Source organism: Streptomyces sp. NPDC004838 (genome assembly GCF_053600955.1).
Genome location: NZ_JBSGAW010000008.1, coordinates 46,072 through 72,512 on the forward strand (window position 1 = coordinate 46,072; position 26,441 = coordinate 72,512).

The window sequence follows — 26,441 nt, forward strand, 5'->3', positions numbered from 1 at the left end:
GGGTTCAGGCGATCGTTCTGCGGACCACGAGCTGATCGTCCGACTCGGCGATGCCGAAGACCAGGGGCAGGACCTCGTTCTTCAGATAGAGCCGTTCGGCGACCCGGCGCGGCACCGGGTGGTAGGCGAACTTCCCGTGTATCCGGCCGTCGGCCGACATGGGCTGGGCGTTGAAGCGGCAGACGGAGACGATGCGGTACTCCTCGCGTCCGGACGAGTCGAGGACGGCGATCTCCGTGACCCTGCGGGAGCCGTCGGCGTGCCGGGTGAGCTGGACGATGACGTCGACGGCGCTGTTGATCTGGTCCTTGATCGCCACGAAGGGGATCTCGACCTCGGACATGGACGCCAGGGTCTGGAGGCGCATCAGCGCGTCCTCTGCGCTGTTGGCGTGGACGGTCGCGAGTGAGCCGTCGTGGCCGGTGGACATCGCCTGGAGCATGTCGAGCGTCTCACCGCCGCGGACCTCGCCGACGATGATGCGGTCGGGGCGCATGCGCAGGGAGTTGCGGACGAGGTCTCGGATGGTGACACGGCCCTTGCCCTCGACGTTCGGCGGACGGCTCTCCAGGGTGATCACATGGGTCTGCTGGAGCTGGAGTTCGGCCGAGTCCTCGATGGTGACGATGCGCTCGGTCTCCGGGATGAGCCCGGAGAGGGTGTTGAGGAGGGTGGTCTTCCCGGTGCCGGTGGCTCCGGAGACGATCACATTGAACTTGGCCCGTACCAGGCTCGCGAGCAGCAGGGTCATCTGCTCGTCGAGCGAGCCCATGCCGATCATCTCGGGGAGGGTGAAGGCGCGGGGGAAGCGGCGGATGGTGAGGATGGGGCCGCTGAGGGAGAGCGGCGGGATGACGACGTTGACGCGCTCTCCGGAGGGGAGCCGGGCGTCGACCATCGGATTGGCCTCGTCCACACGGCGGTTGACGGTGGAGACGATGCGTTCGATCGTCTGCATCAGCTGGTCGGTGGAGGAGAAGCGCAGGGGCAGCAGTTCCAGCCGTCCGCCGCGCTCGACGTAGACCTGTTCGGGGCCGTTCACCATGATTTCGCTGATGGACGCGTCTTCGAGGAGCGGTTCCAGTATGCCGAGGCCGAGGGCTTCGTCGACGACGCGCCGGATCAGCTGGGAGCGCTCGGCGGTGGAGAGCACCGGGCCCTCGCGGCTGATGATGTGGCCGAGTACGCGCTCCAGCCGGGCCCGGCGGTCGGAGGCGGCGAGCGAGGACATCTCCGCGAGGTCGATCTCCTCCAGGAGTTTGGCGCGGTAGACGCCGACGAGACGGTTGACCTCGCCCCGGCCGTTGGCCGGTTCGGGGCTGCTGATGCGCGCCCTCAGGCTCATGTCCTCATCTCCCAGGTGTCACAGATGTCGCTGCTGGTGCGGTGGTCGTCCGTGGTACTTACGTGATGCGTGCGTGGTACGTGTGGTGTGGGGCCGTGGGCCGTGGGCCGTGGGCCTTGAGCCGTGGGCCTTGAGCCTTGAGCCGTGGGCCTTGAGCCGTGGGCCGGGCGTCAGTCGGGGTCGGTCGGGGTCGGTCGGGTCAGTCGGGGTCGGTCGTCAGTCGGTGTGGTCACGGGGGCGGGGTCAGTCGCAGGGCATGGTGACGGTCCTCACCGCCGGATCGAAGTCGAATACGGGCAGGATCCTGGGTACTTCTACCCGGACCGTCACCGAGATCTCGTCGTCTCCGTCTCCGCATCCGCCGTGGTCGAAGTCCGCGCCGTCGGCGAGCCAGCCGCTCATGGCGGCCCTGCCCGCCTCCTGGGCGCGGCCGTCGCCGTCCTTGGTCGCCGCCATCCGGGCACCGGCGCGGGCGGCGGTGCCGGCCTGCTGAGCGGTGTAGGCGACGAGGCCGAGCTGGATCGCGGCGAGGGCGACGAGGAGCAGCAGCGTGATGACGCCCGCGTACTCCACGGCGGCCTGTCCCCGGTCGTCGGGTGCCCGCCCCTGAGCGTTCCGGAGCCGACGGGCCGGCAGCCGCTCGTTCCGGAGCCGGCGCTCCCCCGGCCGGGCACTCGACGGCCGAGCCCTCGACAGGCGAGCCCTCAACAGCCGGACGCTCGACGACGTAAGGCTCCACGGCGAGGGCTTCGGCGGCCGGGCGTTCACCGGCGGCGCGTTCGTGGGACGGGCGTTCCGGGGCCGCCTCATCGGTCCGGGTCCTCGTCGGGCGCGCCGGCCTCGCCGCGCACGGTGAGGGGGAACGAGACGCTGCCCGGGAAGAGGACGGGGACGCGCAGTCCGATGGTGGCCAGATACATGTCGCCCACCGCACGGCAGGAGGTTTCAGCCCCTCTCCAGGCGGACGGAAGGTCCTCGCGCGCCGCCGCCGCGCAGGCGGCCGCACCGCCGACCGCGCCCGCCCGCGCGCCCGCGTCGGCCGCGTTGCCTGCCAACGAGAGGGTGTAACCGGTCAGGGCCGCCTGCCACAGCAGCGCGAGGGTCACCAGGATCAGCGGAACCGTACCGGTGAACTCGATGGCGGCCTGCCCTCGATCCTCCCGGAGCCAAGGCCCCGAGCCCGTCCCGTCGCGGCCGGACCGCCGGCGCGGCAGGCGGCGCGGCAGGCGGCCCGGCCGACCACCCGGACCTCGCTCCGGCCGGCCGCCTGGCACGCGCCTCCGGCCGACCCGCGGCCGCATCCCCCACAGCCCCGTGTCACGCGGGCATCCATGCGTCCTCATGGCTCCATGCGCCCCCTCAGCACCGTCAGCACCACCGGCGCCCTCACCGTGATCGGCGTGGCCGGGGTGACCAGCGCGTCCGGAGTGACCGGCGCTCTCAGCGCCCTCGTCGCGTTCACTTCGACCGCGTCCGTCGCACACCGATCGACCCCCGGTCGCCTCGGAACCTGCCCTGCTTCGGCTCGCCTTCCCCGGCGCGTACGAGCCCCAGTTCGGCCGCGAGCCCCCACAGGGCCTGCTTCACCGCGGACTTGGCCTCCAGATCCTGCATCCGCCCGGCGTCGACGACCGGCTGCAGCTCCTTGAAGCCTGCGGGGACGGCCGTTCTGGCGACCTTGGTGCCGGTGATCTTCTCGATCAGCGGCGGCTGGATCTCGGTGGCGCGGGTGTGCCGGTTGACGACGACGACGGTCTCCTCCGCTTTGCGGATCTGGAGCCGGTCCCACATCCGGACCATGCGTTTCGCCGCCCGTACGGCGACCACATCCGGTGTGGTCACCAGCAGCGTCGTATCGGCCATCTCGATCGCGGCGGCGTTGCCGCCCGTCATCTGCGTGCCGCAGTCGACGATCACGACCTCGTACCGGTTCCGCAGGCCGCTGATGATCTGGCGTACGGCACGGTCGCCGACCTCCTCACCGCGCTCGCCCTCCCCCGGCGCGAGGAGCAGCCCGATCCCGGTCTGGTGCGCGAAGAGGGCGTCCTGAAGCACACGGGGCGATATGTCCTGGATCCCGGCGAGGTCCACGATGGAGCGCCGGTACTGCACATCGAGATACGAGGCGACGTCCCCGGCCTGGAGATCGAGGTCCGCGAGCGCCACCGTACGCCCGGACGCCTGTGCGGCCAGGGCGAGTTGCACCGCCGTGACGGTGGTGCCGACCCCGCCCTTGGCGCCGCTGACGGTGACGACCGTGCCTCCGGGGCCGGTGGAGACGTCCGCGCCGTGGCCGAGATGGCGGCGGACCCCCGTGGACCAGGCCGCCGCGGCCTGCACCCGTTGCGCGAGTTCCTCGTACGACAACGGGAGTCCGATCAGACCGCGCGCACCGGAGTCCATGGCGGCCGAGTAGAGGCCCGGCGCGGCGTCGACCGTCACCAGGACGACGCCGACCGCCGGGAAGCGGAGTGCCACTTCCCGGATCAGTTCGAGCGCGGGGACCGGCCCGATGCGTTCATGGACCAGCACGACCTCGGGCAGTTCTTCGAGGGACTCGGCCGCCAGCCGGGCCAGCATGTCGAGCAGGGCGGTCGAATCACCCACCGGAGCGGCCGGTTCCACATCGGGGAGCTGGCTGAGAAGGGTGGTGATGGACCGGGCCGCGTCGAAGTCGCCGACGGCCGGGACGATGCGTGTGGTCATACAGCACTCACCTGTTCTTGTCTTCATCGAGGGTGTAGGTGCTGTCGCCAGGACGCAATGTGGCGGGGCTCCCCTTGGCGAGAAGGGCCAGCCGTACCGTCTCGGCGAAGGACTCCGCGTACGCCACGCGCTGCGCGTCGGCGGTGCCAAGGGCGAAGGTGATCGGCACCGCCTCGCGGAGGGCGCTGCCGCGGTCGTCCTTCTTGGGTTCGAGCGGGGTGAGGCGGCCGACGTCGATGACCCGCGCGTTGGGGACGATGATCCGGGACTGGTCGTCTTCACTCTTGTCCCGGCCGGAGAAAGTGGCGTAGATATTGACGAGATCGCCCGGCGCGATCTTTCCCGCGACCCCGGTGGCGGCGTCGATCATGATCGCGATCTCCTGCTCACCGGCGGCCAGCGCGGGCCTCTTGACGATCATGTCCTCCTGGAGCAGGGAACCCTTCCTGAGCTGGGTGACGGCTATCTTCCCGCTGACCGCGGACACATCGGTCACGGCACTGTCCGAGAGCCAGCGCCGGGGAATCGACACCTCTTCGAACTGGTTCGGCCGCAGCTCCGTATAGGGCGGCACATCGGCCTTGAGACGGTACGCGGTGACCTCTGGCCCGACCTTCGAATTCACGTCGCTGATCACGGAAATCACACCGGCGAACGCGGCGAGTGCGCAGAGAACCGAGATGAGCAGCAGGATGACGCCTCGGCGTTGGCGTGAATTCATGGGCAGGACAACCTCGTTCGCAGACAGGGACTAGGCCGAGCGGACTGGGGTGGGATGAACTCGGGAGGCACCGGCTGAGGGGGCCCGGGGGCCACAGAAGAAGGCGGAGGAGGCGGAAGAGGCGGAGGAGTACGGGACGGGAGCGGAGCCGGGGCGCGCGCATTCGGCGGTCGGCGGCGGTCGGTGCGGACTGTCCGGCGCCGGTGGCTTCACGGTCCGTAGTACGCGGGTGTTCCATGGCCCCGGACACCGGAATTCTGGTTCTGGTTCTGGTTCTGACTCGGGTTCTGACTCTGACTCGGATCCTGGTTCTGACTCTGAATCGGATTCTGGTGCCGGCTCGAGTTCTGGTGCCGGCTCGGGTTCCGGCTCTGACTCGGATCCTGGTTGGGGTTCGGGCCGTGGCCGCGATGCTGCCCCTGAATCCGGCCCTGCCCCTGAATCTGCCTCTGATTCCGGTCCAGCGTTCTCTGCTCTCCCTGCGTCCCCTGCGCCTGGTGGCCCACCACCGGAGCGATCGGAGCCGAACAGAAACCGCACCGGTCACCGATGAGTTCGATGCCGCACCAGGAGCACACCTCCCTGCGCACGGACGAAACCAACTGGTAGAGCACGGAGATGTCGGGCATGAAGGCGGCGAACTCGATCAGTTTGGCCGTACCCCACCAGGCCGGCGAGTCGGCCGGGAGCGGAGCCTCCTCCACCCCCTGCGTCTGCCACTCGGGGGCCAGTGTCCCGGTGACCCAGTCGGACTGCGCCTGGCCCTTCGCGACCACCATCCGAGTGGCGAATTCGGGCCCGCCGATCGTTGCCCCCGCACCGATCTTGATCAATTCGGGGTTCGGATTGGCCAGTACGCCGAACTGAGCGCCGGGAACCCATGATTTCGCATGGGACTTGAGACTCACCGGCACCCGGTCGAGCCGGGTCACGGAATTGAGCAGTGCGCCCGCATAGACATAGTGCGAGAGCAACCGCGCCGCGGAGGCGATAATTCCCGCGCCGAAGTCACAGATCGACAGCTGCCGCAACTGCCGTACGAGCACGGCCACGCCCAGCGGCGGAAGATCCAGTTTCAGCAGCGCGAGCCGATTGCTCTCCAGCACCGATCTGATGGTGTGCAGCCTGCGTTCATGGGCCACGGGAATCGACGCCGGATAGAGCACGACCGCATAGCCGTACTGCTCCAGGAGAACGGTCGTGGCGGCGAGCGCGGCGTCCAGCGGCTGAGCGTCGGGGGACGGAAGCAGAGCCGCCGTCGGTGTGTGCTGGTCCATCGGCGGCAGCACCAGATCTGCGCTGGTGACAGCTATTGCGGTCGGCACGCTGGTTCCCCGTTCGACTCCGGTCTCCGGGGGGCCCGTGACCGCAGATACGTACTGCGCTGCTTCTGCATCAGCACTTTATCCACGACTTAAGAGCCAGAGAACACCCTTCCGGAACACAGAGCCCCAACCTGTGCACGCTCCGCACAGGCCAAAGCGGTGGAAAAGGTGATGTTCCCTCACGCTTATGACAGAGATACGCCATTGGCCGGATGGAAACGCGGAAATCAGGCCCCTCCTCCGCCCCGGTTTGGCCGAAAACCGATGATCCCTCCCCTTCGGGGCCGATGGACAACCCACCGGGGTAATCGGCGTCAGAGGGCTTGACAACTGGATTGGTCTGGACCAGTTTTACGACCAGCGGTGGCCACCGTTCCCAATCCCCACCTCCTCCCCCCCAACTCCCCCACTGGAGGCAGCACGTGGACCCCACCACACGCTCGCGGAGATGGCTCGGCGGAGCACTGGCGCTTGCCGTCAGCGCCGGCCTCTCCCTCGTGGCCTTCTCCGGAAGCGCCCAGGCCGCCGATGTCAATGTCGCCAAGAACGCCGGATTCGAAGCCGGGCTCTCCAACTGGAGCTGCTCGGCGGGCACCGGCGCGAACACCTCGACCCCCGTCCGCACGGGCGCGTCCGCGCTGAAGGCCACCCCCGCCGGAGCGGACCACGCCAAGTGCAGCCAGGTCGTCGCCGTACAGCCCAACTCGACGTACACGCTGAGCGCCTGGGTGCAGGGCAGCTACGTCTACCTGGGCGCCAGCGGAACCGGCACCACCGACGTCTCCACCTGGTCGCCCGGCAGCACCGGCTGGAGCCAGCTCACCACGACCTTCCGCACCGGCGCGACCACCAAGTCGGTCACCGTCTACACCCACGGCTGGTACGGCCAGCCCGCGTACCACGTCGACGACGTGAGCGTCTTCGGACCCGACGGAGGCGGCGGCCAGGACCCCGACCCCGTCGTGCCGCCGGTGCCCACCGGGCTGAGCGCGGGCGCCGCCACCTCCTCGGCCATCCCGCTGAGCTGGAGCCCGTCCACCGGGGCGACGGGGTACAAGGTCTACCGCGACGGCGCTGCCACACCGGTCGCCACCGTCACCACGGCGTCGGCGACCGTGACCGGCCTGACCCCCGACACCGCTTACCAGTTCGCGGTCTCCGCGACCAACAGCGCGGGCGAGTCGGCCAAGTCGGCCACCGTCACGGCGCGCACCCTGCGCGAGGGCCCCCCGCCGCCGCCCACGAAGCACATGGTGACGGGCTACTGGCAGAACTTCAACAACGGCGCGACCGTCCAGAAGCTCCGCGATGTGCAGGCGCAGTACGACATCATCGCGGTCGCCTTCGCCGACGCCACCACCACGCCCGGTGAGCTGACCTTCAACCTCAGCCCGGCGCTCGGCTACGCCAACGTCGCCGAGTTCAAGTCGGACGTGGCAGCGAAGCGGGCCGCGGGCAAGTCGGTCATCATCTCGGTCGGCGGCGAGGTCGGCAACGTCACGATCAACAGCGACGCCTCCGCGACGGCCTTCGCCAACAGCGCGTACGCCCTGATGCAGGAGTACGGCTTCAACGGGATCGACATCGATCTGGAGCACGGCATCAACGCCACCTACCTGACGAAGGCGCTGAGGCAGCTCTCCGCCAAGGCGGGTCCGGGCATGGTGCTCACGATGGCCCCGCAGACCCTCGACATGCAGTCGACCGGTACGCAGTACTTCCAGCTGGCGCTCGCGGTGAAGGACATCCTCACCGTCGTCAACACGCAGTACTACAACAGCGGCGCCATGCTCGGCTGCGACGGCAAGGTCTACTCGCAGGGCTCGGTGGACTTCCTCACCGCGCTCGCCTGCATCCAGCTGGAGGGCGGCCTGGACGCCTCGCAGGTCGGCCTCGGAGTCCCCGCCTCCACCCGCGGCGCGGGGAGCGGCTATGTCTCCCCGTCCATCGTGAACAACGCGCTGGACTGCCTGACCCGCGGCACGAACTGCGGCAACTTCAAGCCGGCCAAGACCTACCCGAACCTGCGCGGTGCGATGACCTGGTCCACGAACTGGGACGCGACGGCCGGCAACGCCTGGTCGAACGCGGTCGGACCGCATGTGCACAACCTGCCCTAACGGCTGACCGTTAGCCGCCGGCGGCCTCCACCCGGAGTACGCCGGCGGCGATCACAACCTGTCGTACGTACCGTCACCCCCACGCCCATGGTCGTACGACGAAAACAGCAGCGCCACCGACCTGTCCCGGTGGCGCTGCTGTGTGTTTCCCGCCCGCCCCCACGCCTCACGCCCCCACCCCCGGCCGTCCTCGCGCCGCGGAGCAGGCACTCTTGACCGGTCCATGTCATGGCCTCACCATGTGCCACACACCGGCACCACACACGTCGCAAGTGAGCTACCCCCCACACTTCAGAGCCAGGAGACCTGCATGCGACTTCGCATACGTGGCAGAGACCGCGACAGAGACCGGAGCACAGGCGCCGACAGAACCACTGACGTCAGAGCCACCGACAGAACTGCCGACGGGACCGCCGACACGACCGGCGGCAGAACCAAGGCCAGGCGCGGCGGCCGGAAGGGCATCACGCTCACCGCCCTGCTGGCGCTCGCCCTGGCGACGACGGTCACCGCCAACGCCGCGCCCGAGAACCCGAAGACCCCGGCCGTCGCCCCGGCCACCGCCCCGGCGGCCGCCGCGGAGGAGCGGATCCGGCAGTACGAGATCGATCAGGTGTCCGGTGTCGCCGCCCGTACGGCGATCGCGGCGACCGGTGTCTCGATCGACGAGGTGGACGGCCGCTCGGTGGTCGTCAGCGCCACCGCGACCGAGGCCAAGCGGCTGCGTGCGCTCGGCCATCGGCTGGCCGCCCTGCCCGGCCCGCCGGCCAGGTCGTCCACCGCCGCCGTCAAGCCCTTCGACTTCCCGTCGGCCGACTCCCGGTATCACAACTACGCCGAGATGAACGCGGAGATCAATCAGCGGATCGCCGCCTACCCGAACATCATGAACAAGCGGGTCATCGGCAAGACGTACCAGGGCCGGGACATCGTCGCCATCAAGGTCAGCGACAACGTCGCCGCCGACGAGAACGAGCCCGAGGTCCTCTTCACCGCCCACCAGCACGCCCGTGAGCATCTGACCGTCGAAATGGCGCTCTATCTGCTCCGCGAGCTGGGCGAGGACTACGGCACCGACCCACGGATCACCAACGCCGTGAACGGCCGCGAGATCTGGATCATCCCGGACGTCAACCCGGACGGCGGCGAGTACGACATCGCCACCGGCTCCTACCGGAGCTGGCGCAAGAACCGTCAGCCCAACACCGGTTCGTCGGCCGTCGGCACCGACCTCAACCGCAACTGGAACTACCGGTGGGGCTGCTGCGGCGGCTCGTCCGGATCCGCCGGTTCCGACACCTACCGGGGCCGCGCGGCCGAGTCCGCGCCCGAGGTGAAGGTCGTCGCCGACTTCGTCCGCAGCCGGATCGTCGGCGGCAAGCAGCAGATCAAGACCGGCATCGACTTCCACACCTACAGCGAACTGGTGCTCTGGCCCTTCGGCTACACCACCGCCGACACCGCGCCCGGCATGACCCAGGACGACCGGAACGCCTTCGCGGCCGTCGGCGGGAAGATGGCGGCCAGCAACGGCTACACCGCCGAGCAGTCCAGCGATCTGTACATCACGGACGGCTCGATCGACGACTGGCTCTGGGGCAATCAGAAGATCTTCGGGTACACCTTCGAGCTGTATCCCAAGGGCTTCGCCGGAGGCGGCTTCTACCCGCCCGACGAGGTGATCGAGCGCGAGACGAGCCGGAACCGGGACGCCGTTCTCCAACTGCTGGAGAACTCCGACTGCATGTACCGGTCCATCGGCAAGCAGCAGCAGTACTGCGCCTCCTGAGCCGGGATCCGTCCCCGGTCGAGTGATCCCCGAACCCCTCCGCCTGTGGCACAACCGGCCCTGTGTGGCGGCCTGTTGAACCGGTACGCTGACCGGATGCCACGGCGGGGGGAATCGGCGACATGACGGGGACCGGACAGCGTCTGCTGCCGCTCGGCGGGGACGACCCGGCCGGACTGGGTCCGTACGAACTCCTCGGCCGGCTCGGTTCCGGCGGCATGGGCCGGGTCTATCTGGCCCGGTCCACGGCGGACGGCCGGCTCGCCGCCGTCAAGACGCTGCTCGCCGAGGGCGCGGTCGGCGACACCGACCGGCGGCGGTTCGCCCGTGAGGTCGCGCTCGCCGGACGTATCGACAGTGTGTACACGGCGAAGGTCCGCGACGCCGACCCGGAGGCCGAGCGCCCCTGGATGGCCATCGACTACATCGCGGCCCCCTCGCTGGCCGAACTCGTGCGGGTCGCCGGGGTGCTGCCCGCGCCCGCCGTCCGCTGGATCGCGGCCGGGACGACGGCCGCGCTCTTCACGCTCCACCGGGAGGGAATCGTCCACCGGGACGTGAAGCCGCAGAACATCCTGCTGCCGATGTCGGGCGCGAAGGTCATCGACTTCGGCATCTCGCATTCCACCGACATCACCCGGACGACGCTGACCCTGGGCACGATCGCCTTCACCTCCCCCGAGCAGGCCAGGGGGGAGGAGTCCACCGCCGCGTCGGACGTCTACTCGCTCGGCGCGACCCTGTTCCATCTCGCGGTCGGCAGACCTCCGTACCCGGAGGGCGAGGACACCCTGCGGCTGCTGGCCAGGGTCTCGCGCGGCGACCTCGACCTCACCGGGCTGCCCGCCGCTCTGGCCGACATCGTCCACCACTGCCTGGCCGTCGAACCCGGCGACCGCCCGCAACCGGGCGATCTGCTGGCCCGGTTCGCCACGGAACAGGCCGCTCCCTCGGCCTCCTCGGTCCAGCAGCAGTGGCTCCCGGCGAGCTGGGCGCGGCTGATCGAGGAGTACGCGAGCGAGGGCGAGGAACTGGCGGGCGCGACGCCCAGGGTGGCGACGGTGCCGCTGCGGGGAGCACACCGAGTCGGTAGTCCGCAGGCGCCCCCGGCACGGGAGACCACGCCGGTGCCCTCACCGCCGGTGCCCTCGCCGCCGGCACCGGCACCGGTACCGGCGGTCACGCCCCCGCCGGCGGGTCCGCGTCCCGGCGGTGCGGGGGCCTTCGGCCCGCCCGTCGCCGTTCCGGTCGCCGAGGCGCTCACGGTCGACGGCTCTCCTCATGCGCGCGGGGCCGACGCGCCCACACCCCCACCGGATGCCGAGCGCCGGCCCGCCGCCACGTCCGCCGCGGCCCGCAAGCGGTTCCTGACCTCCGGACCGGGTCAGCTCCTCGGGGCGCTGATCATCGCCGGGCTGATCCTCGCCGCCATCTATGCCCCACGGGCCCTCGGAAGCAACGGCAGTGGCGGCAACGGCGGCGACGACAGCGGCCCCAAGGTGACTTCGCCGGTCCGGGCAGGTCAGTGTCTGGGTTCGCCGAGGTCGCTGGACCCGCTGCCCTGCGGCGACGACCAGGGTCTGGCCCCCTACCGTGTCACCGATGTCGTGCGGCAGCCGGACGGAGATCCCTCGACCGCGCCCTGTCCTACGGGAGTGCAGCGGGACCAGGCGATCCACTCCATCGCCGGTGTGCGGACGGTCGTCTGCGTAGAACTTCGCTGACCGCGTGAGCCGAAGGCGTGACCGTACCGGCCCGGAGCGCCGTACCGATCCGCCGTACCGGCCCGGAACCGCCGTATCAGTCCAGGACCGCCAGCGCGTCGATCTCGACCAGCAGACCGGGGGGCAGACCGACGTACACCGTCGTACGCGCGGCGGCGGGCGCCTTGAGACCCTGCTCCTCGAAGTAGGCGTTGTAGATCTCGTTCATCTCGGCGAAGTGGTCGACGTCCGTGAGGTAGACGCGCACCATCATCACATCGTCCCAGCTCGCGCCGCCCTCCTCCAGGATCGCCTTGACGTTGGCGAACGTCTGAAGGGTCTGTTCGCGCAGATTCGGTCCGGCGGGCGTCGGAGCCTGGCCCTCCACCGCCGGGAGGAAGCCGACCTGACCGGCGACCTGGAGGATGTTGCCCTTCCTGACGCCGTGGGAGAACTTGGCGGGCGGGACGGTGTGGGTGGCGGGGGTGATCGCGATCTTCTCGGTCATCGGGCTACCTCGGCTTCTGTGGCTGTACGGATTGACGGCTGGAACGGCTGGAACGGCTGGAATGGTTTGACGGCTGGAACGGCTGGAGCGGTTTGACGGCTGGAACGCCGGGACGGCTTGTGCGACGCGACGCGACGCGACGACGTGGGCGACATGACGACCACGACGTCGCGGCCGAAGCGCCTTTCGCGGTGGATCCCCCATCCGGCGGCGGGTTCAGTGCGGGGTCACGGATCCCGAGTACTCCCGGCTGATGGTGTCGGCGGTCCGGCGGACCAGCGGAAGCAGAGTGAGGAGTTCCTCCGCCGTGACGACGACGTTCGGGGCCGAGACCGACATCGCGGCGACGACCCGGCCCGCCGCGCCGCGGATGGGCGCGCCGATGCAGTTGATGGACGCCTCGTGGCCGCCGAGGTCGGCGGCCCATCCCTGGTCGCGTACGGCCGCGAGTTCCTTCAGGAACGCGGCGGCGTTCGGCGTCGAACGGGACGTGTACATCGGGTAGTCGAGCTTCTCGGCGACCAGCCGCCGCTCGGACTCGGGCAGATCGGCGATGAGGAGTTTGGCGACGGCGGCGACCGTGATCGCGACGGGCTTGCCGACCCGCGAGTACATCCGTACGGGGTACCGGCTCTCGACCTTGTCGATGTAGAGGACCTCGCTCTCCTCGTACACGGCGAGATGGACGGTGTGCCCGATCTGTCCGTTGAGGGTGACGAGATGGGGGTGCGCGATCTCGCGGACGTCCAGATTCTCGACGGCTTCCTGCGCCAGCGCGAACAGCCTGGCCCCGAGGCGGTAACGCTGGTCCTGCTGGCGGTAGACCAGTCCATGGTCGTGGAGCGTACGCAGCAGCCGCAGCGCGGTGGACTTGTGCACCCCCAGGCTCTGGGCGACCCGGCCGAGGTCGGCCGGCCCCTGGGCGAGCAGGGGAAGGATGCTGAGCGCGCGATCGACGGTCTGACTCATGACGTACGTACCTCCTCATCCACGGCTGAGGTCCAGCCGGGACCCAGTCGAAGTGTGCCCCAGGCGGCGTCGTCGAGCGCCGCGAGGCGGTCCGCGTGCGCGGTCGCGGGCGGTGTGCCGAGATCTTCGCGAACGGTGAGGGTCGCGGCCGCCATGAGATGACCGTGGCGCAGCCGGTCCCGGAGGGGCAGCCCTCGGAGCGTGGCGGAGAGATATCCGGCGGCGAAGGCGTCTCCGGCCCCGATGGGGGCGACCACCTCGACGCGGGGGGCGCTCACGAAAACAACGACGTCGCCGCCGTCGCCGCCGGGCTCAGGGTGGCCCGTGACCCCCCGGTCGCTGTAGGCCCCGCCGACGCCCTCTGCGTTCCCCGCCCCGCCCGCGTGTACGACGCCGTCCGCGTACTCGGCCCCACCAGACCCAGCGCCCCCGCCACCCCCTGCGCTCCCCGCGTTCCCCGCCCGACCGTGACCGTTCGCCCCGCCCGGCGAGGACCCGCGCCCCGCGCCGGCGCTCCCCCCGGAAGCCCGAGGCCCGCCGATCCGCCCCGACTCGTACCCCGCCGCGTCCCCCGACTCGTACCCCGCCCCGTCCTCCGCCTCGTGCGCCAACGAGCCGCCTCGCCCCCGCGCGAACACCGTCGCTCCTCGCCCCCCGTGCTTCACCACCACCGCCTCCGGCTCCGGAATCGCCTCCCGGATCGCCGCCGCGCCGCGGACGCCCCACGCCGCCTCCGCCTCGTCCTCGCCGACGAAGACGAGGTCGGCGCCGCGCGCGAGTTCGAGGAGGACGTTCGCGGCGGCGGGCTCGGGCCACAGCCGGGGCCGGTGGTTGACGTCGAAGGAGACCAGCGGCCGGCCCGCGCGCGGCCGGGTGAGCCGGCGCATCAGGGCGAGGCAGTCCGCGGAGAGGGCGGCGGTGATGCCGGAGAGATGGAGGATCCGCGCGCCGGTGACGTCCGCGGTCGCGACCGTGTCCGGGGACATCGCGGAGGCCGCCGATCCGGCCCGGTAGTAGACGACCTCGTGCTCGTCGGTGGAGCGGTCGGCCGCGGTACGGAAATAGATGCCGGTGGGCCTGCGCGGATCGCGGCCGACGGCGGAGGTGTCGACTCCGTACGCCGAGATCGCGCGGATCAGATGATCGCCGAAGCCGTCCGCGCCGACCCGGCTGACCCACTTCGCCCGGTGCCCGGCCGCCGCCAGCGCGCACGCGACATTGGACTCCGCGCCACCGATCGCGCGCGCGAAGGAGGGAACGTCGGCGAGGCGTCCGGGGCGTGAGGGAACGAACGTGACCATGGACTCACCGAGGCAGATCACCTCCGCGGCATCCGCGACGTCCGCGCTCGCGGTTCCGGTCACGCTGCTCACCCTGGGGCTCCTCGCGGGGTCTGGGGCCGTCGGGTCCATTGACCCGGCACTGCGCCGGATGTTAGACAGCATTGCGCGATATACGCAATGAGCGTTGCGCATCTTGCAATGGCGAGACCAGTGTTGCCACGGCCACACCAGAGGGAGACATTCATGCCCGCCGATCAGCTCGGCCCGCTCCGGCACGAGCGTGTCGATCACCGGTTCAAGGCGCTCCCGCCGGATGCCGACGGCCTGACCGTCGCCGAGCTGGCGGCCGAGCGGCGCTCCCTGTTCACCGGCGGCTTCACCACACCCGTGCTCGCGCTCTCCGCCGAGTCCGTCGAGCACAACCTCGCGCTCCTCCAGACGTACTCCGAAAGCCACGGCCTCGCGTTCGCCCCGCACGGCAAGACCTCCATGTCGCCGCAGCTCTTCGCCCGCCAGCTGGAGCACGGAGCGTGGGGCATCACCGCCGCCGTGCCCCACCAGGCTCGCGTCTACCGCGCCCACGGAATCCAGCGGATCTTCCTCGCCAACGAGGTCGTCGACGCCGCCGCCCTGCGCTGGATCGCCGGAGAGCTGAGTCGGGACCCGGACGTCCGGTTCGTCTGCTACGCCGACTCCGTACGCGGTGTCGAGCTGATGAACGCCGCCCTCACCGAGGCGGGGCCGTCCCGCCCCCTCGACGTCGTGGTCGAGCTGGGCGCGGGCGACGGGGCCCGTACCGGCGCCCGTACGGAGGCGGAGTGCGCCGCCGTCGCCGACGCGATCGCCGCCGCACCGGCCCTGCGCCTCGTCGGCGTGGCCGGCTACGAGGGCGAGGTGCCGGACGCCGCCCCCGAGCGGGTACGCGCGTGGCTGCGCCGGCTCGTCGCCCTGGCGGTCGCCTTCGACCGGGCGGACCGGTTCGCCGACAGCCCCGACATCGTCGTCAGCGCGGGCGGCAGCGCCTGGTTCGACGCGGTCGCCGAGGTCTTCGCCGACATCCCCGGCCTCTCCCGTCCCGTGGTCAAGCTGCTGCGATCGGGCGCGTACGTCTCCCACGACGACGGCCACTACCGCCGCCTCACCCCCTTCAACCGGGTCCCCGGCGAAGGCGCTCTCCAGCCGGCGTTCCGCCTCTGGGCGCAGGTCGTCTCCCGCCCCAGCGCCGGGCAGGCGTTCGTCAACGCGGGCAAGCGGGACGCGGCGTACGACCTGGACCTGCCCGAGGCCCAGGTCGTACGCGACGCCCGGACCGGCGAGATCCGCCCGGCCGCCGGTATCGAGATCAGCGGTCTGTCGGACCAGCACGGCTGGGTGCGCACGGCCCCAGACGCGGACCTCGAAGTCGGCGACTGGATCGGCATGGGCCTCTCCCACCCCTGCACCTCCTTCGACAAGTGGCAGCTGATCCCGCTGGTCGAGGCGGACGGCACGGTCACCGACTACATCCGGACGTTCTTCTGATGGATCTGCTCATCCGGGACACCCGCGTCGTCGACGGCACCGGCCGGGACTCCTACCGCGCGGACGTCGGCCTCCGGGACGGCAGGATCGCCGCGATCCGCCGCGAGGGCGACCCACGGCTGACCGCCGTCCGCACCCTGGACGCCGCCGGTCTCGCCCTGGCCCCCGGCTTCATCGACATGCACGCCCACAGCGATCTCGCCCTGCTGCGCGACCCCGCGCACGAGGCGAAGGCCGCGCAGGGCGTGACCCTCGAAGTCCTCGGCCAGGACGGACTGTCGTACGCCCCCGTGGACGACCGCACCCTCGACGGCGTCCGCCGGGCGATCAACGGCTGGAACGGCGGCGGCCCCGGCGACACCTCCGTCGACTTCGACTGGCGTACGGTCGGCGAGTATCTGGACCGCCTCGACCGGGGCATCGCCGTCAACGCCGCCTATCTGATCCCGCAGGGCACGGTCCGCATGTACGCGGTCGGCTGGGAGGACCGCCCCGCGACCCCCGCCGAACTGGCGCGGATGAAGCAGCTGGTCGCCGACGGCATGGAGCAGGGCGCGGTCGGCATGTCGTCCGGGCTGACCTACACCCCCGGCATGTACGCGCCCGACGCCGAACTCACCGAGCTGTGCCGGGTGGTGGCCTCCTACGGCGGCTACTACTGCCCGCACCACCGTTCGTACGGAGCGGGCGCGCTCACCGCGTACAACGAGATGGTGCGGCTCACCCGCGAGGCGGGCTGCGCCCTCCATCTGGCCCACGCCACCATGAACTTCGGCGTCAACAAGGGCCGCGCCCACGAACTGCTCGCCCTCCTCGACCGGGCGCTCGACGACGGCGCGGACATCTCCCTCGACACCTATCCGTACACCCCCGGCTCGACGACGCTCGTCGCGGTGCTGCCGAGCTGGGCGAGCGAGGGCGGCCCGGACGCGGCACTCGCGCGGCTGCGGGACGAGAAGGTTTCCGAGCGCGTCCGCCACGATCTGGAGGTGACCGGCTCCGACGGCTGCCACGGCGTGCCCGTCGACTGGGACACCATCGAGATCTCCGGGGTGACGGACCCCGCCCTCGCCCCCTATGTGGGGAAGACGATCCGGCGGTCGTCCGAGGAACGGTCCGAAACCCCCTGGGCCACCGCCCGCCGGCTCCTCGTCGAGGACCGGCTCGGTACGACGATCCTCCAGCACGTCGGCCATGAGGAGAACGTCCGGGCGATCATGCGCCACCGGGTCCACACGGGCGGCAGCGACGGCATCCTCCAGGGCGAGAAGCCCCACCCCCGCGCGTACGGCACCTTCCCGCACTATCTCGGCCGGTACGCGCGTGAACTGGGCGTCCTCTCCCTGGAAGAGGCGGTCGCCCATCTCACCTCCCGCCCGGCCGCCCGGCTGCGGCTCACGGACCGGGGCCTGGTCCGCCAGGGCTATCGCGCGGATCTGGTCCTCTTCGACCCGGCGACGGTCGCGGCGGGCTCCACCTTCGAGGCCCCGCGCACGCTCCCCACCGGGATCCCGTATGTGCTGATCGACGGCAGATTCGTGATCGAGGACGGCAGGAGGACAGACATCCTGGCGGGCCGCTCCGTCCGCCGCGTACCGCGACGGAACGGCTGAGCGCATGCGGGCGGGCCCGGACCCGCCCGCGTCCGCCCCGAGCCCGTCCCGAGCCCGCCCCAAGAGCTGTGGCCGTACGCGCTCACCGGCCCCGCGCGGCAGATCCCTTGCCCCCGCGGCCCGGAAATACCCCCCACCCGGCGTCGCCGGTCAAGCCCCCTCCCCGACCCCTGCGCGAAACCACCCTCGCGAGTGACGACTTTGGTCCTCTTCCGTTACCCCCCTCGGGTCATGGCGTTGACAACGTGAAGGCCGCAGGTCCTCTGTGGCCCCGATGTTCTGATCTGCAAGGAGAATTGATGTCGCGTATCGCGAAGGCCGCTGCCGTCGTCGTCGGCTCGGGCGCCATCCTGGCCGGCGGAGCCGGTCTGGCCGCCGCCGACGCCGGAGCGCACGGTGCCGCCGCCGGCTCCCCCGGTGTGCTCTCGGGCAACGTCGTCCAGGTGCCCGTGCACGTCCCGGTCAACGTCTGCGGCAACACGGTGAACGTGATCGGTCTGCTGAACCCGGCGTTCGGCAACACCTGCGTCAACGGCTCGGGGTTCAGCGCCTACGGCCACTGACCCATCAGCGCCGAGGGCCTCACCTTCCGGAGGGAAGGTGAGGCCCTCGGTCGTCGCCGGACCCGGTCCACGCACAGCCCGCGGGCCGGTGGACCGGTGGGACTCACGGCCCGCCTACTCGTAACGGTAGTGACGCGTGTGATCCAGGAGCGCCGACGGCTTCACATCCCACGGCGGTATCGGCTCGTCCAGCGCGAAGACCCGACCGTGCTGCGGATCGCCCTGAGGCAGCCGGGTACGGGGCTCATAGCCGGAGCGCGGGTGCTCCCGCTGCCAGCGGACCCAGAGCAGATCCATATAGGCGTGGTGGAGCCAGAAGACCGGGTCGTTGGGCGAGGTCGCGCCCAGCATCAGACCGCCCACCCACCGGTGCACCCGGTTGTGGTTGCGCCACCGCTGGCCGTCGCCGGTGTTCCACCCCTCGATGACGTTGCGGAATCCGGTCCGCACGGTGGAGTCCCAGGGAGCCGTGTCGTACCGGGTCTCCTTGAGCGCCCTGGCCACATCGTCCTTGGTGGGCAGGGACACCGGGTTCGACGGGCGACCGAGGTCGCGGGTGAGGTACCGGCCGTCGGTGATCCCGGAGTCGATGCGCCAGTTCCCGTTCGTGTACGCGAACGGCCCGGTCATCACCTGGCGGTCTCCCGCCCTCCCCGTACCGCCGAGGAAGTCCTCCGCCCACAGCGACGACGCGGGCGAGTCGTCCGTCGTCCAGTCCCAGTACGGGATCGTCACCCCGGAGTCGACCTTCTGGAGCGCACGCTCGAACTCCAGCAGGTATCTGCGGTGCCAGGGGAAGAACGAGGGCGCCATATGGGCCGCCCTGGGGCGGTCGTCGCCGTCGGGGACGTAGAAGTCTCCGTGCATCCTGACGAACTCGTCGTACTCTCCCGAACGTTTGAGCGCCAGCAGCGCGTCGACGAGCCGCCGTTTCTCCGTACGGGTGAGATTCCGCTGGTTCTTACGCGTGTACACCTGTGCCGTCCCTCCTCGTGGGCCGCTTCAGTGACCGTGCGACGGCGACATCGAGAGGTGGGCGGCCCCCAGTTCGTCGACGGCGGCACGGGCCGCCTCGCGCAGCGTCGGGAACGACTCGTAGTGGTTGACGAGGCTGAGATAGCCGCCGTCGGCCCGGCGCATGATCGGCAACGGTCTGCCGTCGATACGGACCTCGACGCTCGGCGCGGCGACGTCCCGGACGTCCCGCGCGTCCCGTGCACGCCGTGCGCTCCGTCCCGACCAGGTACTCCAGGTGGTCCGGGCACTCCACGCGTTCCGGGTGTCCTGGGTGCCGCCCGCGGGGATCGGCACGGTCGCGCGGCCCTCGATACGCCGGCCGCGGTACATCTCCGTGAACCGCTCGGGCTCCGGCTGCCCGCCGGCCTTCCGTTCCCCGTCCTCGGCCGCCGGGGCCGGTGTCCCGATGCCGAGCAGAGGGGCGAGCGCCCCGGCCGTCCCCGCGACCACACCGAGCGAGAACAGCGCGCGCAGCGCGATGCGGCGGGTCACCCAGCGGGAGCCGGGACGGTCGGGGATCGGCATGAGGTCGCCCTTCGACGTAGCCGTGCATCGACCCTGTCAACGAGAGGACCGCGAAAGGGTTCCTCTTACGGGTGGCCCGGATGTACGACTGTCACTTCGCGTTCCGCCGGGTGCCCCGTCCGCCGCCTGTGACCGCGCCGAGCGTCAACCGCTGCGGGAGAACGATCCGGACGGCCGGACCGGCGGAGTGATCCCCTGTTCGCAGCAGCGGCCGCCCCGGCCGGCCCCGCCCGGACCCATGCGGATCCCGCGAAGGGGGTAATTCGCCGTCTTCCGGGCCGTTCTGGTCATCGGGTGGCCCCTCGCTGGGCCAGCATGGCCGCCCGAGCATTCAGGAGGTTTGTGGCCATGGAGTTTCCCGTACAGGCGTCCCCGCACCGTGCGGCGGGCGGGAGGGCTGTCGATCTCGACGACCCGTCGTTCTGGCGGCTGCCGCGCTCTCGGCGGCTGGAGTCCTTCGCGCGGCTCCGCACACTCGACACCCCGGCCCGCTTCGGCACGGGGCCCGGCTTCTACGCGCTGGTGAAGCACGCCGACGTCCAGGAGGCGAGCCGCAGACCGACGGAGTTCACCAGCGCGCCGGGGGTCACCACCCCGGAACCGGCCGGCTGGGCCAAGGTCCTCTTCGGCAACTCCATGGTCAACATGGACGGAGCCGAGCACGCCGCGCTCCGCGGAATCGTCTCCCGCGCCTTCACGCCACGTCTGCTCTCCGCCGCCGAGGACAATGTCCGGGCGGTCGCCGCGCGCATCGTCGACGAGATGATCCGCGACCGACCCACGGATTTCGTGACGTCCGTCGCCTCCCGGATGCCCTTTGAGATCATCTGCGATCTGATGGGAATTCCGCGGCGCCACCGCGACGAGATCGCCCGCAGAATCGACGAGGCATCGGAGAATGTGGGGGTGGAGCGCCGGAAACTGCGGATTCCGGGGCGTGGACTGCGCGGACTGGCCCATATGCAGCTGGTGATGGCGAAACTCGCACGCGAGCGCCGGCGCAATCCCGAAGACGATCTGATTTCGGCACTGGTGTGCGCCGACATCGACGGTCAGGCCCTTTCCGCACGCCAACTCGGCGCCTTCTTCTCCCTGCTGCTGGTCGCGGGCGTGGAGACCACGCGCAACGCCATCGCGCACGGGCTGGCGCTGCTCTCCGGACATCCCGATCAGCGCGCCCTGCTGATCGACGACTTCGAGCGGTACGCGGACGGCGCGGTGGACGAGATCGTCCGCCACTCGACCCCGATCATCCAGTTCCGCCGCACCGTCGCCGTCCCGTGCGAGCTGGGCGGCCGGACCTTCCTCCCCGGCGAGAAGGTGGTCCTCTTCTACGCCTCGGCCAACCGCGACGAAGCGGTCTTCGAGCGGCCCGACACCTTCGACATCACCCGGTCCCCCAACCCCCATCTGGGATACGGGGGCGGCGGCCCGCACTACTGCCTGGGCGCGCATCTGGCCCGCCAGGAGATGAAGGCGCTCTTCCACGAACTCCTCACCCGCCCCCAGGGCCTGCGCGCGATCGCCCCGGCGACCCTGGTCGACTCGAACTTCGACAACAGGGTGCGCGCCCTGTCCTTCACCTTCGACTGAGGCACACGTTCAGCGGATCGGCGGCGCGGTGGAACGCCGGGGCGGTGGTCGGCAGCGCAGGGGAACGCCGGGGCGGTGGTCGACGGTCCGTCGCCGGGGCGGGCGGGCGGCGCGTGCGCCGAGCCCGGCGTACGCCTCAGCTCCTGAGCCGGCTCACCCTCAGCAGCACATGCGCCGCCCCCATCAGCGTCTCCTCGTCGCCCAGGAACGCCTGCAGGGTCTCCTCGGACACGGGCTTCCCCGGCACCGCCTCGGGCCACGGGCGGCTCGCCACGATGAGATGCGCGTGCCCGCGCCCCTCCGTCGCGGCCAGCCACTCCTGGGGGGCGGGACACTGCGCGCTCACATACGGCATGTTGAGAACGGCCTGGCCGCCCTCGACGAGCAGCCGGATCGGAGAGTTCACGGAGGCGGGAGTCGCGTCGGAGAGGTCGCCCCTCTTCAGGCCGCATGCGTCGATGAGTCCCAGAAGCGCCGCTTCACCCGCCTCCGTACCGCCGTTACCGTCCCCGAGCGAGTAGAGGAGGAGATACGGCATATCGTGACCGGCTTCGGGATCGCCGGTCCAGGCGAGTACGGAAAGCGTGCCCAAATGGCTGCGCTGAACGGTGTTCTTGGTGGAGTGAGCAGTGGTCATGGCTCGGCACCCTAATGCCCGGCCGGCCTTCGCCACCTCATGCGTTCACCTGGATGGATGACCCTGGAGTTGCCAGGTCGCGGTTGCCTTTCCGAGTGAGCTGTGGAAACGCACGATCCGCGTGTTCTCCGGTACTTCGAAGACCAGCCAGCCCTGCACGGGGTCACCGACCGCAAGACTGTTCCATTCCAGGGCGAGCCCGGTGGTGATCTCCCCTGATTTCACGGCCGGATAGCGTTTCCCCTTCTCGTCGGCGACCCATGTCCTCGTACCGCCGGCGTCGAAGGTCCGGCCGCCCACATTGACCACGGTGACGTCGACGCCGAACCATCGCGTTCCGGCGCGGGGCCGCGGGGCGGTGCCCTTCGCGGGGCGCAGGGCCACCGCGGGGTCGACGGACGATCGCACGGAGACGCGCAGATGCTCGCCGAACGTGCGTCCGTCGAGTTCGACCGTATCGCCGACCCAGGCCGGCTCTTCGGCGCTTCCCTTGTGGTCGAGGACCGCCCGCGACGCCTCCGCCGCACGGGGCGCGGACCGTCCGCCGAAAGCGTCGGCGGCACTCTGACAGGCGGTGGTTCCCAGCGCGAGCGCCGACAGCAGCAGCGCGGAAGCCATGTGTCGCATCGGTCGGTCCCCTCGGGCATGCCGTTTTTCCGAATCATCACGGCCTTCTCCGCCGAACCGGCCGATGTGGGCGACGATCGGTGCCCGTGTCGTGGAACGTGCACCCCAAAGAGTCATCGGCGTACGCGGAGCGCGCGGAACACGGGCACGCACGCCATCACTTCGATCCGTGCCTGCTTCAAGTCGCCGTGCGGGCGGGGAATCCAGCGCATGCGGCCGGAACACACGCCGCCGGGCTCGAAAAATCGTTCCTGCGATACCCCGTGCTCCCCTCCCGGCAGTGACTTCGCCTTCCGGGCTCACGTTGGCTGTCGTATGACAAGGACATCCGCGCCTGCCCGTTGGCAGCGCGTCCCGACGCCCTCGGCTCCGAACCCGGCCCCGAGCGCGCACCCGGACCAGACGCCCCGCCCGGTGGGTCCGCCCGCCGGCGGTGTCCCCATCTACGAACAGCTCGTACGGGAGTGGTCCACCGCGGGCCGGACCCTGCCGGGCGCGACCGATCTGGAGTGGTCCCGGCTGGTCCGGTTCCCACCGCCCCAGGCGGGGCCGCCCGATCACCTCACCGGCTCGTTGCACTCGCACCGGGGGTGGCTCCACATCAACCGCCATCCGGCCTGACGGCCCGTGAGCCGTGGCACGGGACACGGGACGCGGAACACGGGACGCGGGACGCGGGAACCGGGACGCGGCAACCGGGATGTGCGCACGCGGACGGCACCACGGCGGGTGCCCGGTTCGGGCGTCAGCCCTCCCGTACCGGCTGTGTCGCGTCGGCCGAGGGGGCCGGGCGCGGAAGCCGTGCGACGGCCCTGCCGCGCAGCCGTCGGCGTACCCCGGCGACCAGCCGGTGGGCGGTGTAGGTCGCGCCGTGCACGAAGCGCATGGACGGCCCGAAGGTCGGCGCGGTCAGCAGCCCGGCGAAGAACAGCCCCGCGCACGACGACTCGAACCCGGCGCTCAGCTCCGGGGCCCGGCTGCCGCCGACCGCGTCGATCGCCGACCGCAGCGGGGCGTCGAGGAGGCTGAGCCGGCCGAGGTCCGGGGTGAAGCCGGTCGCGGCGACGACATGGTCGGTGTCGACGTCCACGACGGTCCCGTCGGGGGCGTTCAGCGTCAGCCGTACGCGCCCGCCCCTGGTCTCGGCGCCGCGCAGGCTGTGCCCGAGGAGAGCGGGCACCTCACGCTCGTACCGCTCCCTGAGCCACCACGCGCCCGCCGGGCCGAGCGCGGTGCGGGCGATGTGCTCACGGGTGGCGGCGGGGAGCTTCCGTACGGCCCAGGGGATTTCCGACCAGACCCAGCTGGTCCAGCCCGTGCCGAGGCCGCTGTGCGGGGTCCGCAGTGAGCGCCACGGGCCGCGTTCGAGGGGCTCGGGGAGGGTGTTCCAGTTCAGCCGTCCCGTACGGGCGACCAGCCTCGGGCGCGCGCCCGCCTCGCCGAGCAGGGTCGCGGTCTCCAGCGCCGCCTGACCCGCGCCGACGACGGTGACGTCCAGGCCCCGGAAGCGTTCGAGGTCGCGGTGTCCGGTGCTGTGGGACACGTAGGCGGACGGGAGTCCGGTCAGCTGCTCCGGGACGCGGACGAACGGCAGCACGCCGACGGCGAGTACGACCGTACGGAAGGCGTGGCTCTCGCCGTCGGCGGTCTCCACCCGGAAACCGTCCCCGGCCGGGGTGAGGAGGGTGACGGTCCGTTCGTCGACCTCCGGGACCGAGTGCCGCGCGAACCAGAGGCCGTACTCGGTGAACGCGCCGATCGGGAGCGGGCTGCCGTGGACCGTCGCGAAGCCGTGTTCGGAGCCGTACCTGCCGAGCGTATGCGCGCCGGCCGGGTCGGAGAGGTTGGACGACCAGGGCTCCGACTTGAGGAACATGCCCTCCGGCATATGGTCCCGCCAGGACGCCATCGTCCGGCCGAAGACCTTCAGGCTCATTCCGGCCGCCGCCGCGTGTGCGGCTACGGACAGTCCGTAGGGTCCGGCGCCGATGACTGCCACGTCGTACATGTCGCGTTCCTTCGTCAGGCTGGTCGGAGGGTTCACAGGGGTGGGGGGTTCAGGCGTCGGGTCGGGGATGGGATCAGGGGTGGGCGGCCCGGTCGGCCGCGCCCGGAGTGCCGCCGTGACCGTCGGGGATGGTGGTGTCGGTGTTGTCAGAGCTGTCAGGGCTGTCGGGGCTGTCGGGGCTGTCGGTGGCGCTCTCGGGGGCGCGCTGCCGAGGGGGCGGTACGGGAGCGGGCGGGCGACGCGATCGGACGGCGGTGGCGATCCGGCGCATGCCTTTGGCCAGGCCCCTGCCGAGCCAGGCCACCGCCATGGCGAGGAACGGCAGCGGGTCGTCCCCCGCGAACCAGGCGGTCTCCACTCCCGCGCCCGACGCGTCCCGGCCCGGTGTGCGCCGGTCCGGTGCGGGCCGTCGGTCCCTGTCCCGTACGGAGGCGAGCGCCGACAGCAGGGCGTAGTTCTCCGCGACGAACACCCGCCCCGGCCTGACGACCCGACGCGGCACCGGCTGCCCCGTGAGATCGAGGTAGAGGGCCCGTACGACATCGAGGCCGCCCGGATCGGTGAAGAGCCGGAACTGCGCGCCCGGCCGGGGATTGGCGTCCAGCAGCTGATACGTCCCGGTGGACCTGTCACGCCGGAAGTCGAGGTCGAGGATGCCCCGGTACCCGACATGGGAGACCAGCCGCAGAGCGGCCTCCTCCACCTCCGGGTTGGGCAGCCAGCGGCCCTTGGCGGTGAGACCGGTACGCGTCGGCCAGGACAGTTCCTTGCGCCCGCTCCCGCCGGCCAGACAGATATCGCCGTCGCCCGCGCCCGCGCCTTCGCCCCTGCTGTCGCGCGCGCCGTCGCCGAAGTAGCCGTGGAAGAACCAGTCGGTGTCGGGCGCGTCCGGCAGATAGCGCTGGAGCAGCAGTCGGCTTCCGGCGACCTCCGCGCGTTCGAAGAGCGCGCGGGCGGCCCCCGGCGATCTCACCAGGGTCGTACTGCGCAGCCCGGCCGAAGCGGCCGACGAGGTCAGCAGCCAGGGATGGCTCCACTTCGCCACCAGCGGCAGCCCCAGTCTCCGTACCGCGTCGGCGGCTTCGGCCGGGCTGTCCGGGACGACGGTCTCCGGGTACGCGATGCCCGCGTCCGCGCACAGCCCGGCGAGTTCGGCCTTGTCGGCAAGGCGGGCGGGCAGTCCGGCGGGCTGCTCGGGAAAGAGGAAGCGGTCGGTGAGACGGGAAGCGTGCGCGGCGACGCGGATCGCGCTGAGGTCGTCCACCGCGATGAGCACCGCGCGTCGCCCGATCCGGTCCGAGACCCGGAGCAGCGTCTCCACGAAGGCGTCCGGCGTGAGGTCCCCCCGCGGTCTCGGGTGCGTTCGGCGCAGATAGCGGGAGCGGGTCACCGGGCTGCGCGCGGCCTCGACCACGACATGCACCTCGACGCCCGCGCGCCCCAGTGATCTCACGGCCCCGAGGGTGCCGTGGTGAAAGGGGTTCCGGTCGAGGCGTAGCACCAGGGCGGGGAACCCCGCACCGAGGGCACCGAACGGTGGAGTCAACGTCACAACTTTCCCCTGGATGGTCCTGAAAATCGCGTCTCGTGTCGCGAATGGGCTACTGACGGGCCTTCAGACAGTCCGTTGATAAGAAATTCTGTCTACGGTCGAACAGGCCGTCATATCGGCCGTACTGACAGCGTGAACAGCATGAGGAGGTTCCATGACCCGACGGCACCGTCGAACCGGCACCTGTATGGGGACGGTTGTCGCCAGTCTCCTTGTCTCCGTAGCGGTATTCGGAGAGCAAGCGACAGGATTCGGCCGGGCGGAAGCCCCAGCGGGATCCGGAGCGGAAGTCAGGTCGGCAGAGAAGAAGTCCGCC

The 26,441-nt window shown here is 70.8% G+C and carries 22 protein-coding genes and 1 pseudogene; 8 read left to right on the top strand and 15 right to left on the bottom strand.

Going from position 1 to position 26,441, the window contains the following annotated elements; translation table 11 throughout:
• Positions 1-4: 4 nt before the first annotated feature.
• From ACWEFL_RS11500 to ACWEFL_RS11525, 6 genes and pseudogenes are all read right to left on the bottom strand, one after another.
• Positions 5-1,345, bottom strand: a complete 1,341-nt coding sequence (locus tag ACWEFL_RS11500) for a CpaF family protein (RefSeq protein ID WP_451710506.1) — start codon at positions 1,343-1,345, stop codon at positions 5-7.
• Positions 1,346-1,588: 243 nt separating this feature from the next.
• A complete protein-coding gene (locus ACWEFL_RS11505) occupies positions 1,589-1,918 on the bottom strand; it encodes a TadE/TadG family type IV pilus assembly protein (RefSeq protein ID WP_451710508.1) in 330 nt (109 codons plus the stop codon).
• Positions 1,919-2,151: 233 nt separating this feature from the next.
• Positions 2,152-2,451: a pilus assembly protein gene (locus ACWEFL_RS11510; protein ID WP_451710510.1), complete on the bottom strand. Its 300-nt coding sequence runs from the start codon at positions 2,449-2,451 to the stop codon at positions 2,152-2,154.
• Between the two features lie 352 nt (positions 2,452-2,803).
• Positions 2,804-4,051 carry an AAA family ATPase gene (locus tag ACWEFL_RS11515; protein ID WP_451710512.1) on the bottom strand — a complete coding sequence of 416 codons (1,248 nt, stop codon included), beginning with the start codon at positions 4,049-4,051 and terminating at the stop codon, positions 2,804-2,806.
• Positions 4,052-4,058: 7 nt separating this feature from the next.
• Positions 4,059-4,772 (bottom strand): Flp pilus assembly protein CpaB, encoded by a 714-nt coding sequence (gene cpaB, locus ACWEFL_RS11520; protein WP_451710514.1) that lies wholly within the window; start codon positions 4,770-4,772, stop codon positions 4,059-4,061.
• Between the two features lie 509 nt (positions 4,773-5,281).
• Positions 5,282-6,049 (bottom strand): annotated as a pseudogene (locus tag ACWEFL_RS11525) (hypothetical protein); the annotation flags it as partial.
• A 470-nt stretch (positions 6,050-6,519) separates the two neighbouring features.
• Between ACWEFL_RS11525 and ACWEFL_RS11530 the strand changes: the two are divergent.
• The 3 genes from ACWEFL_RS11530 to ACWEFL_RS11540 all read left to right on the top strand — a co-directional run bounded on the left by ACWEFL_RS11530 (position 6,520) and on the right by ACWEFL_RS11540 (position 11,730).
• Positions 6,520-8,217, top strand: a complete 1,698-nt coding sequence (locus ACWEFL_RS11530; RefSeq protein WP_451710516.1) for a chitinase — start codon at positions 6,520-6,522, stop codon at positions 8,215-8,217.
• 310 nt (positions 8,218-8,527) lie between these two features.
• The gene (locus ACWEFL_RS11535; protein ID WP_451710518.1) at positions 8,528-10,006 is read left to right on the top strand and encodes a M14 family metallopeptidase; all 1,479 of its coding nucleotides are present in this window, start codon (positions 8,528-8,530) and stop codon (positions 10,004-10,006) included.
• 122 nt (positions 10,007-10,128) lie between these two features.
• Positions 10,129-11,730 carry a serine/threonine-protein kinase gene (locus tag ACWEFL_RS11540; protein WP_451710520.1) on the top strand — a complete coding sequence of 534 codons (1,602 nt, stop codon included), beginning with the start codon at positions 10,129-10,131 and terminating at the stop codon, positions 11,728-11,730.
• A gap of 76 nt (positions 11,731-11,806) precedes the next feature.
• On the opposite strand, the gene ACWEFL_RS11545 is transcribed toward ACWEFL_RS11540, so the two are convergent.
• From ACWEFL_RS11545 to ACWEFL_RS11555, 3 genes are all read right to left on the bottom strand, one after another.
• Positions 11,807-12,217 carry a RidA family protein gene (locus ACWEFL_RS11545; protein ID WP_451710522.1) on the bottom strand — a complete coding sequence of 137 codons (411 nt, stop codon included), beginning with the start codon at positions 12,215-12,217 and terminating at the stop codon, positions 11,807-11,809.
• Positions 12,218-12,433: 216 nt separating this feature from the next.
• Positions 12,434-13,186 (bottom strand): IclR family transcriptional regulator, encoded by a 753-nt coding sequence (locus ACWEFL_RS11550; RefSeq protein WP_451710524.1) that lies wholly within the window; start codon positions 13,184-13,186, stop codon positions 12,434-12,436.
• Positions 13,183-14,550, bottom strand: a complete 1,368-nt coding sequence (locus ACWEFL_RS11555) for a sugar kinase (protein WP_451710830.1) — start codon at positions 14,548-14,550, stop codon at positions 13,183-13,185. Before ACWEFL_RS11555 ends, ACWEFL_RS11550 begins: the two co-directional genes overlap by 4 nt.
• Positions 14,551-14,712: 162 nt before the next feature.
• Between ACWEFL_RS11555 and ACWEFL_RS11560 the strand changes: the two genes are divergently transcribed.
• The 3 genes from ACWEFL_RS11560 to ACWEFL_RS11570 all read left to right on the top strand — a co-directional run bounded on the left by ACWEFL_RS11560 (position 14,713) and on the right by ACWEFL_RS11570 (position 18,166).
• Complete coding sequence (locus tag ACWEFL_RS11560) at positions 14,713-15,990, top strand: amino acid deaminase (RefSeq protein ID WP_451710526.1); 1,278 nt, start codon at positions 14,713-14,715, stop codon at positions 15,988-15,990.
• On the top strand, positions 15,990-17,603 hold the full coding sequence (locus ACWEFL_RS11565; protein ID WP_451710528.1) for an N-acyl-D-amino-acid deacylase family protein: 1,614 nt from the start codon (positions 15,990-15,992) through the stop codon (positions 17,601-17,603). The genes ACWEFL_RS11560 and ACWEFL_RS11565 overlap by 1 nt, the downstream gene beginning before the upstream one ends.
• Before the next feature lie 299 nt (positions 17,604-17,902).
• Positions 17,903-18,166: a chaplin family protein gene (locus ACWEFL_RS11570; protein WP_451710530.1), complete on the top strand. Its 264-nt coding sequence runs from the start codon at positions 17,903-17,905 to the stop codon at positions 18,164-18,166.
• A gap of 114 nt (positions 18,167-18,280) precedes the next feature.
• Here the strand turns inward: ACWEFL_RS11570 and ACWEFL_RS11575 are convergent, their stop codons facing one another.
• Complete coding sequence (locus ACWEFL_RS11575) at positions 18,281-19,141, bottom strand: tyrosinase family protein (RefSeq protein WP_451710532.1); 861 nt, start codon at positions 19,139-19,141, stop codon at positions 18,281-18,283.
• A gap of 27 nt (positions 19,142-19,168) precedes the next feature.
• Positions 19,169-19,708, bottom strand: a complete 540-nt coding sequence (locus ACWEFL_RS11580) for a tyrosinase family oxidase copper chaperone (RefSeq protein ID WP_451710534.1) — start codon at positions 19,706-19,708, stop codon at positions 19,169-19,171.
• A 348-nt stretch (positions 19,709-20,056) separates the two neighbouring features.
• On the opposite strand from ACWEFL_RS11580, the gene ACWEFL_RS11585 reads away from it, so the two are divergent.
• Complete coding sequence (locus tag ACWEFL_RS11585) at positions 20,057-21,301, top strand: cytochrome P450 (RefSeq protein WP_451710536.1); 1,245 nt, start codon at positions 20,057-20,059, stop codon at positions 21,299-21,301.
• Between the two features lie 136 nt (positions 21,302-21,437).
• Here the strand turns inward: ACWEFL_RS11585 and ACWEFL_RS11590 are convergent, their stop codons facing one another.
• Complete coding sequence (locus ACWEFL_RS11590) at positions 21,438-21,938, bottom strand: DUF5949 family protein (protein WP_451710538.1); 501 nt, start codon at positions 21,936-21,938, stop codon at positions 21,438-21,440.
• A 45-nt stretch (positions 21,939-21,983) separates the two neighbouring features.
• Positions 21,984-22,565 (bottom strand): DUF4352 domain-containing protein, encoded by a 582-nt coding sequence (locus tag ACWEFL_RS11595; protein WP_451710540.1) that lies wholly within the window; start codon positions 22,563-22,565, stop codon positions 21,984-21,986.
• Between the two features lie 414 nt (positions 22,566-22,979).
• On the opposite strand from ACWEFL_RS11595, the gene ACWEFL_RS11600 reads away from it, so the two are divergent.
• The gene (locus tag ACWEFL_RS11600; RefSeq protein WP_451710542.1) at positions 22,980-23,186 is read left to right on the top strand and encodes a hypothetical protein; all 207 of its coding nucleotides are present in this window, start codon (positions 22,980-22,982) and stop codon (positions 23,184-23,186) included.
• A gap of 124 nt (positions 23,187-23,310) precedes the next feature.
• Here ACWEFL_RS11600 and ACWEFL_RS11605 read toward each other — a convergent pair whose 3' ends face one another.
• Both ACWEFL_RS11605 and ACWEFL_RS11610 read right to left on the bottom strand, forming a co-directional pair.
• Positions 23,311-24,573 (bottom strand): NAD(P)-binding domain-containing protein, encoded by a 1,263-nt coding sequence (locus ACWEFL_RS11605; RefSeq protein WP_451710544.1) that lies wholly within the window; start codon positions 24,571-24,573, stop codon positions 23,311-23,313.
• A 73-nt stretch (positions 24,574-24,646) separates the two neighbouring features.
• A complete protein-coding gene (locus ACWEFL_RS11610) occupies positions 24,647-26,026 on the bottom strand; it encodes a carboxylate--amine ligase (RefSeq protein ID WP_451710546.1) in 1,380 nt (459 codons plus the stop codon).
• Between the last annotated feature and the right edge of the window lie 415 nt (positions 26,027-26,441).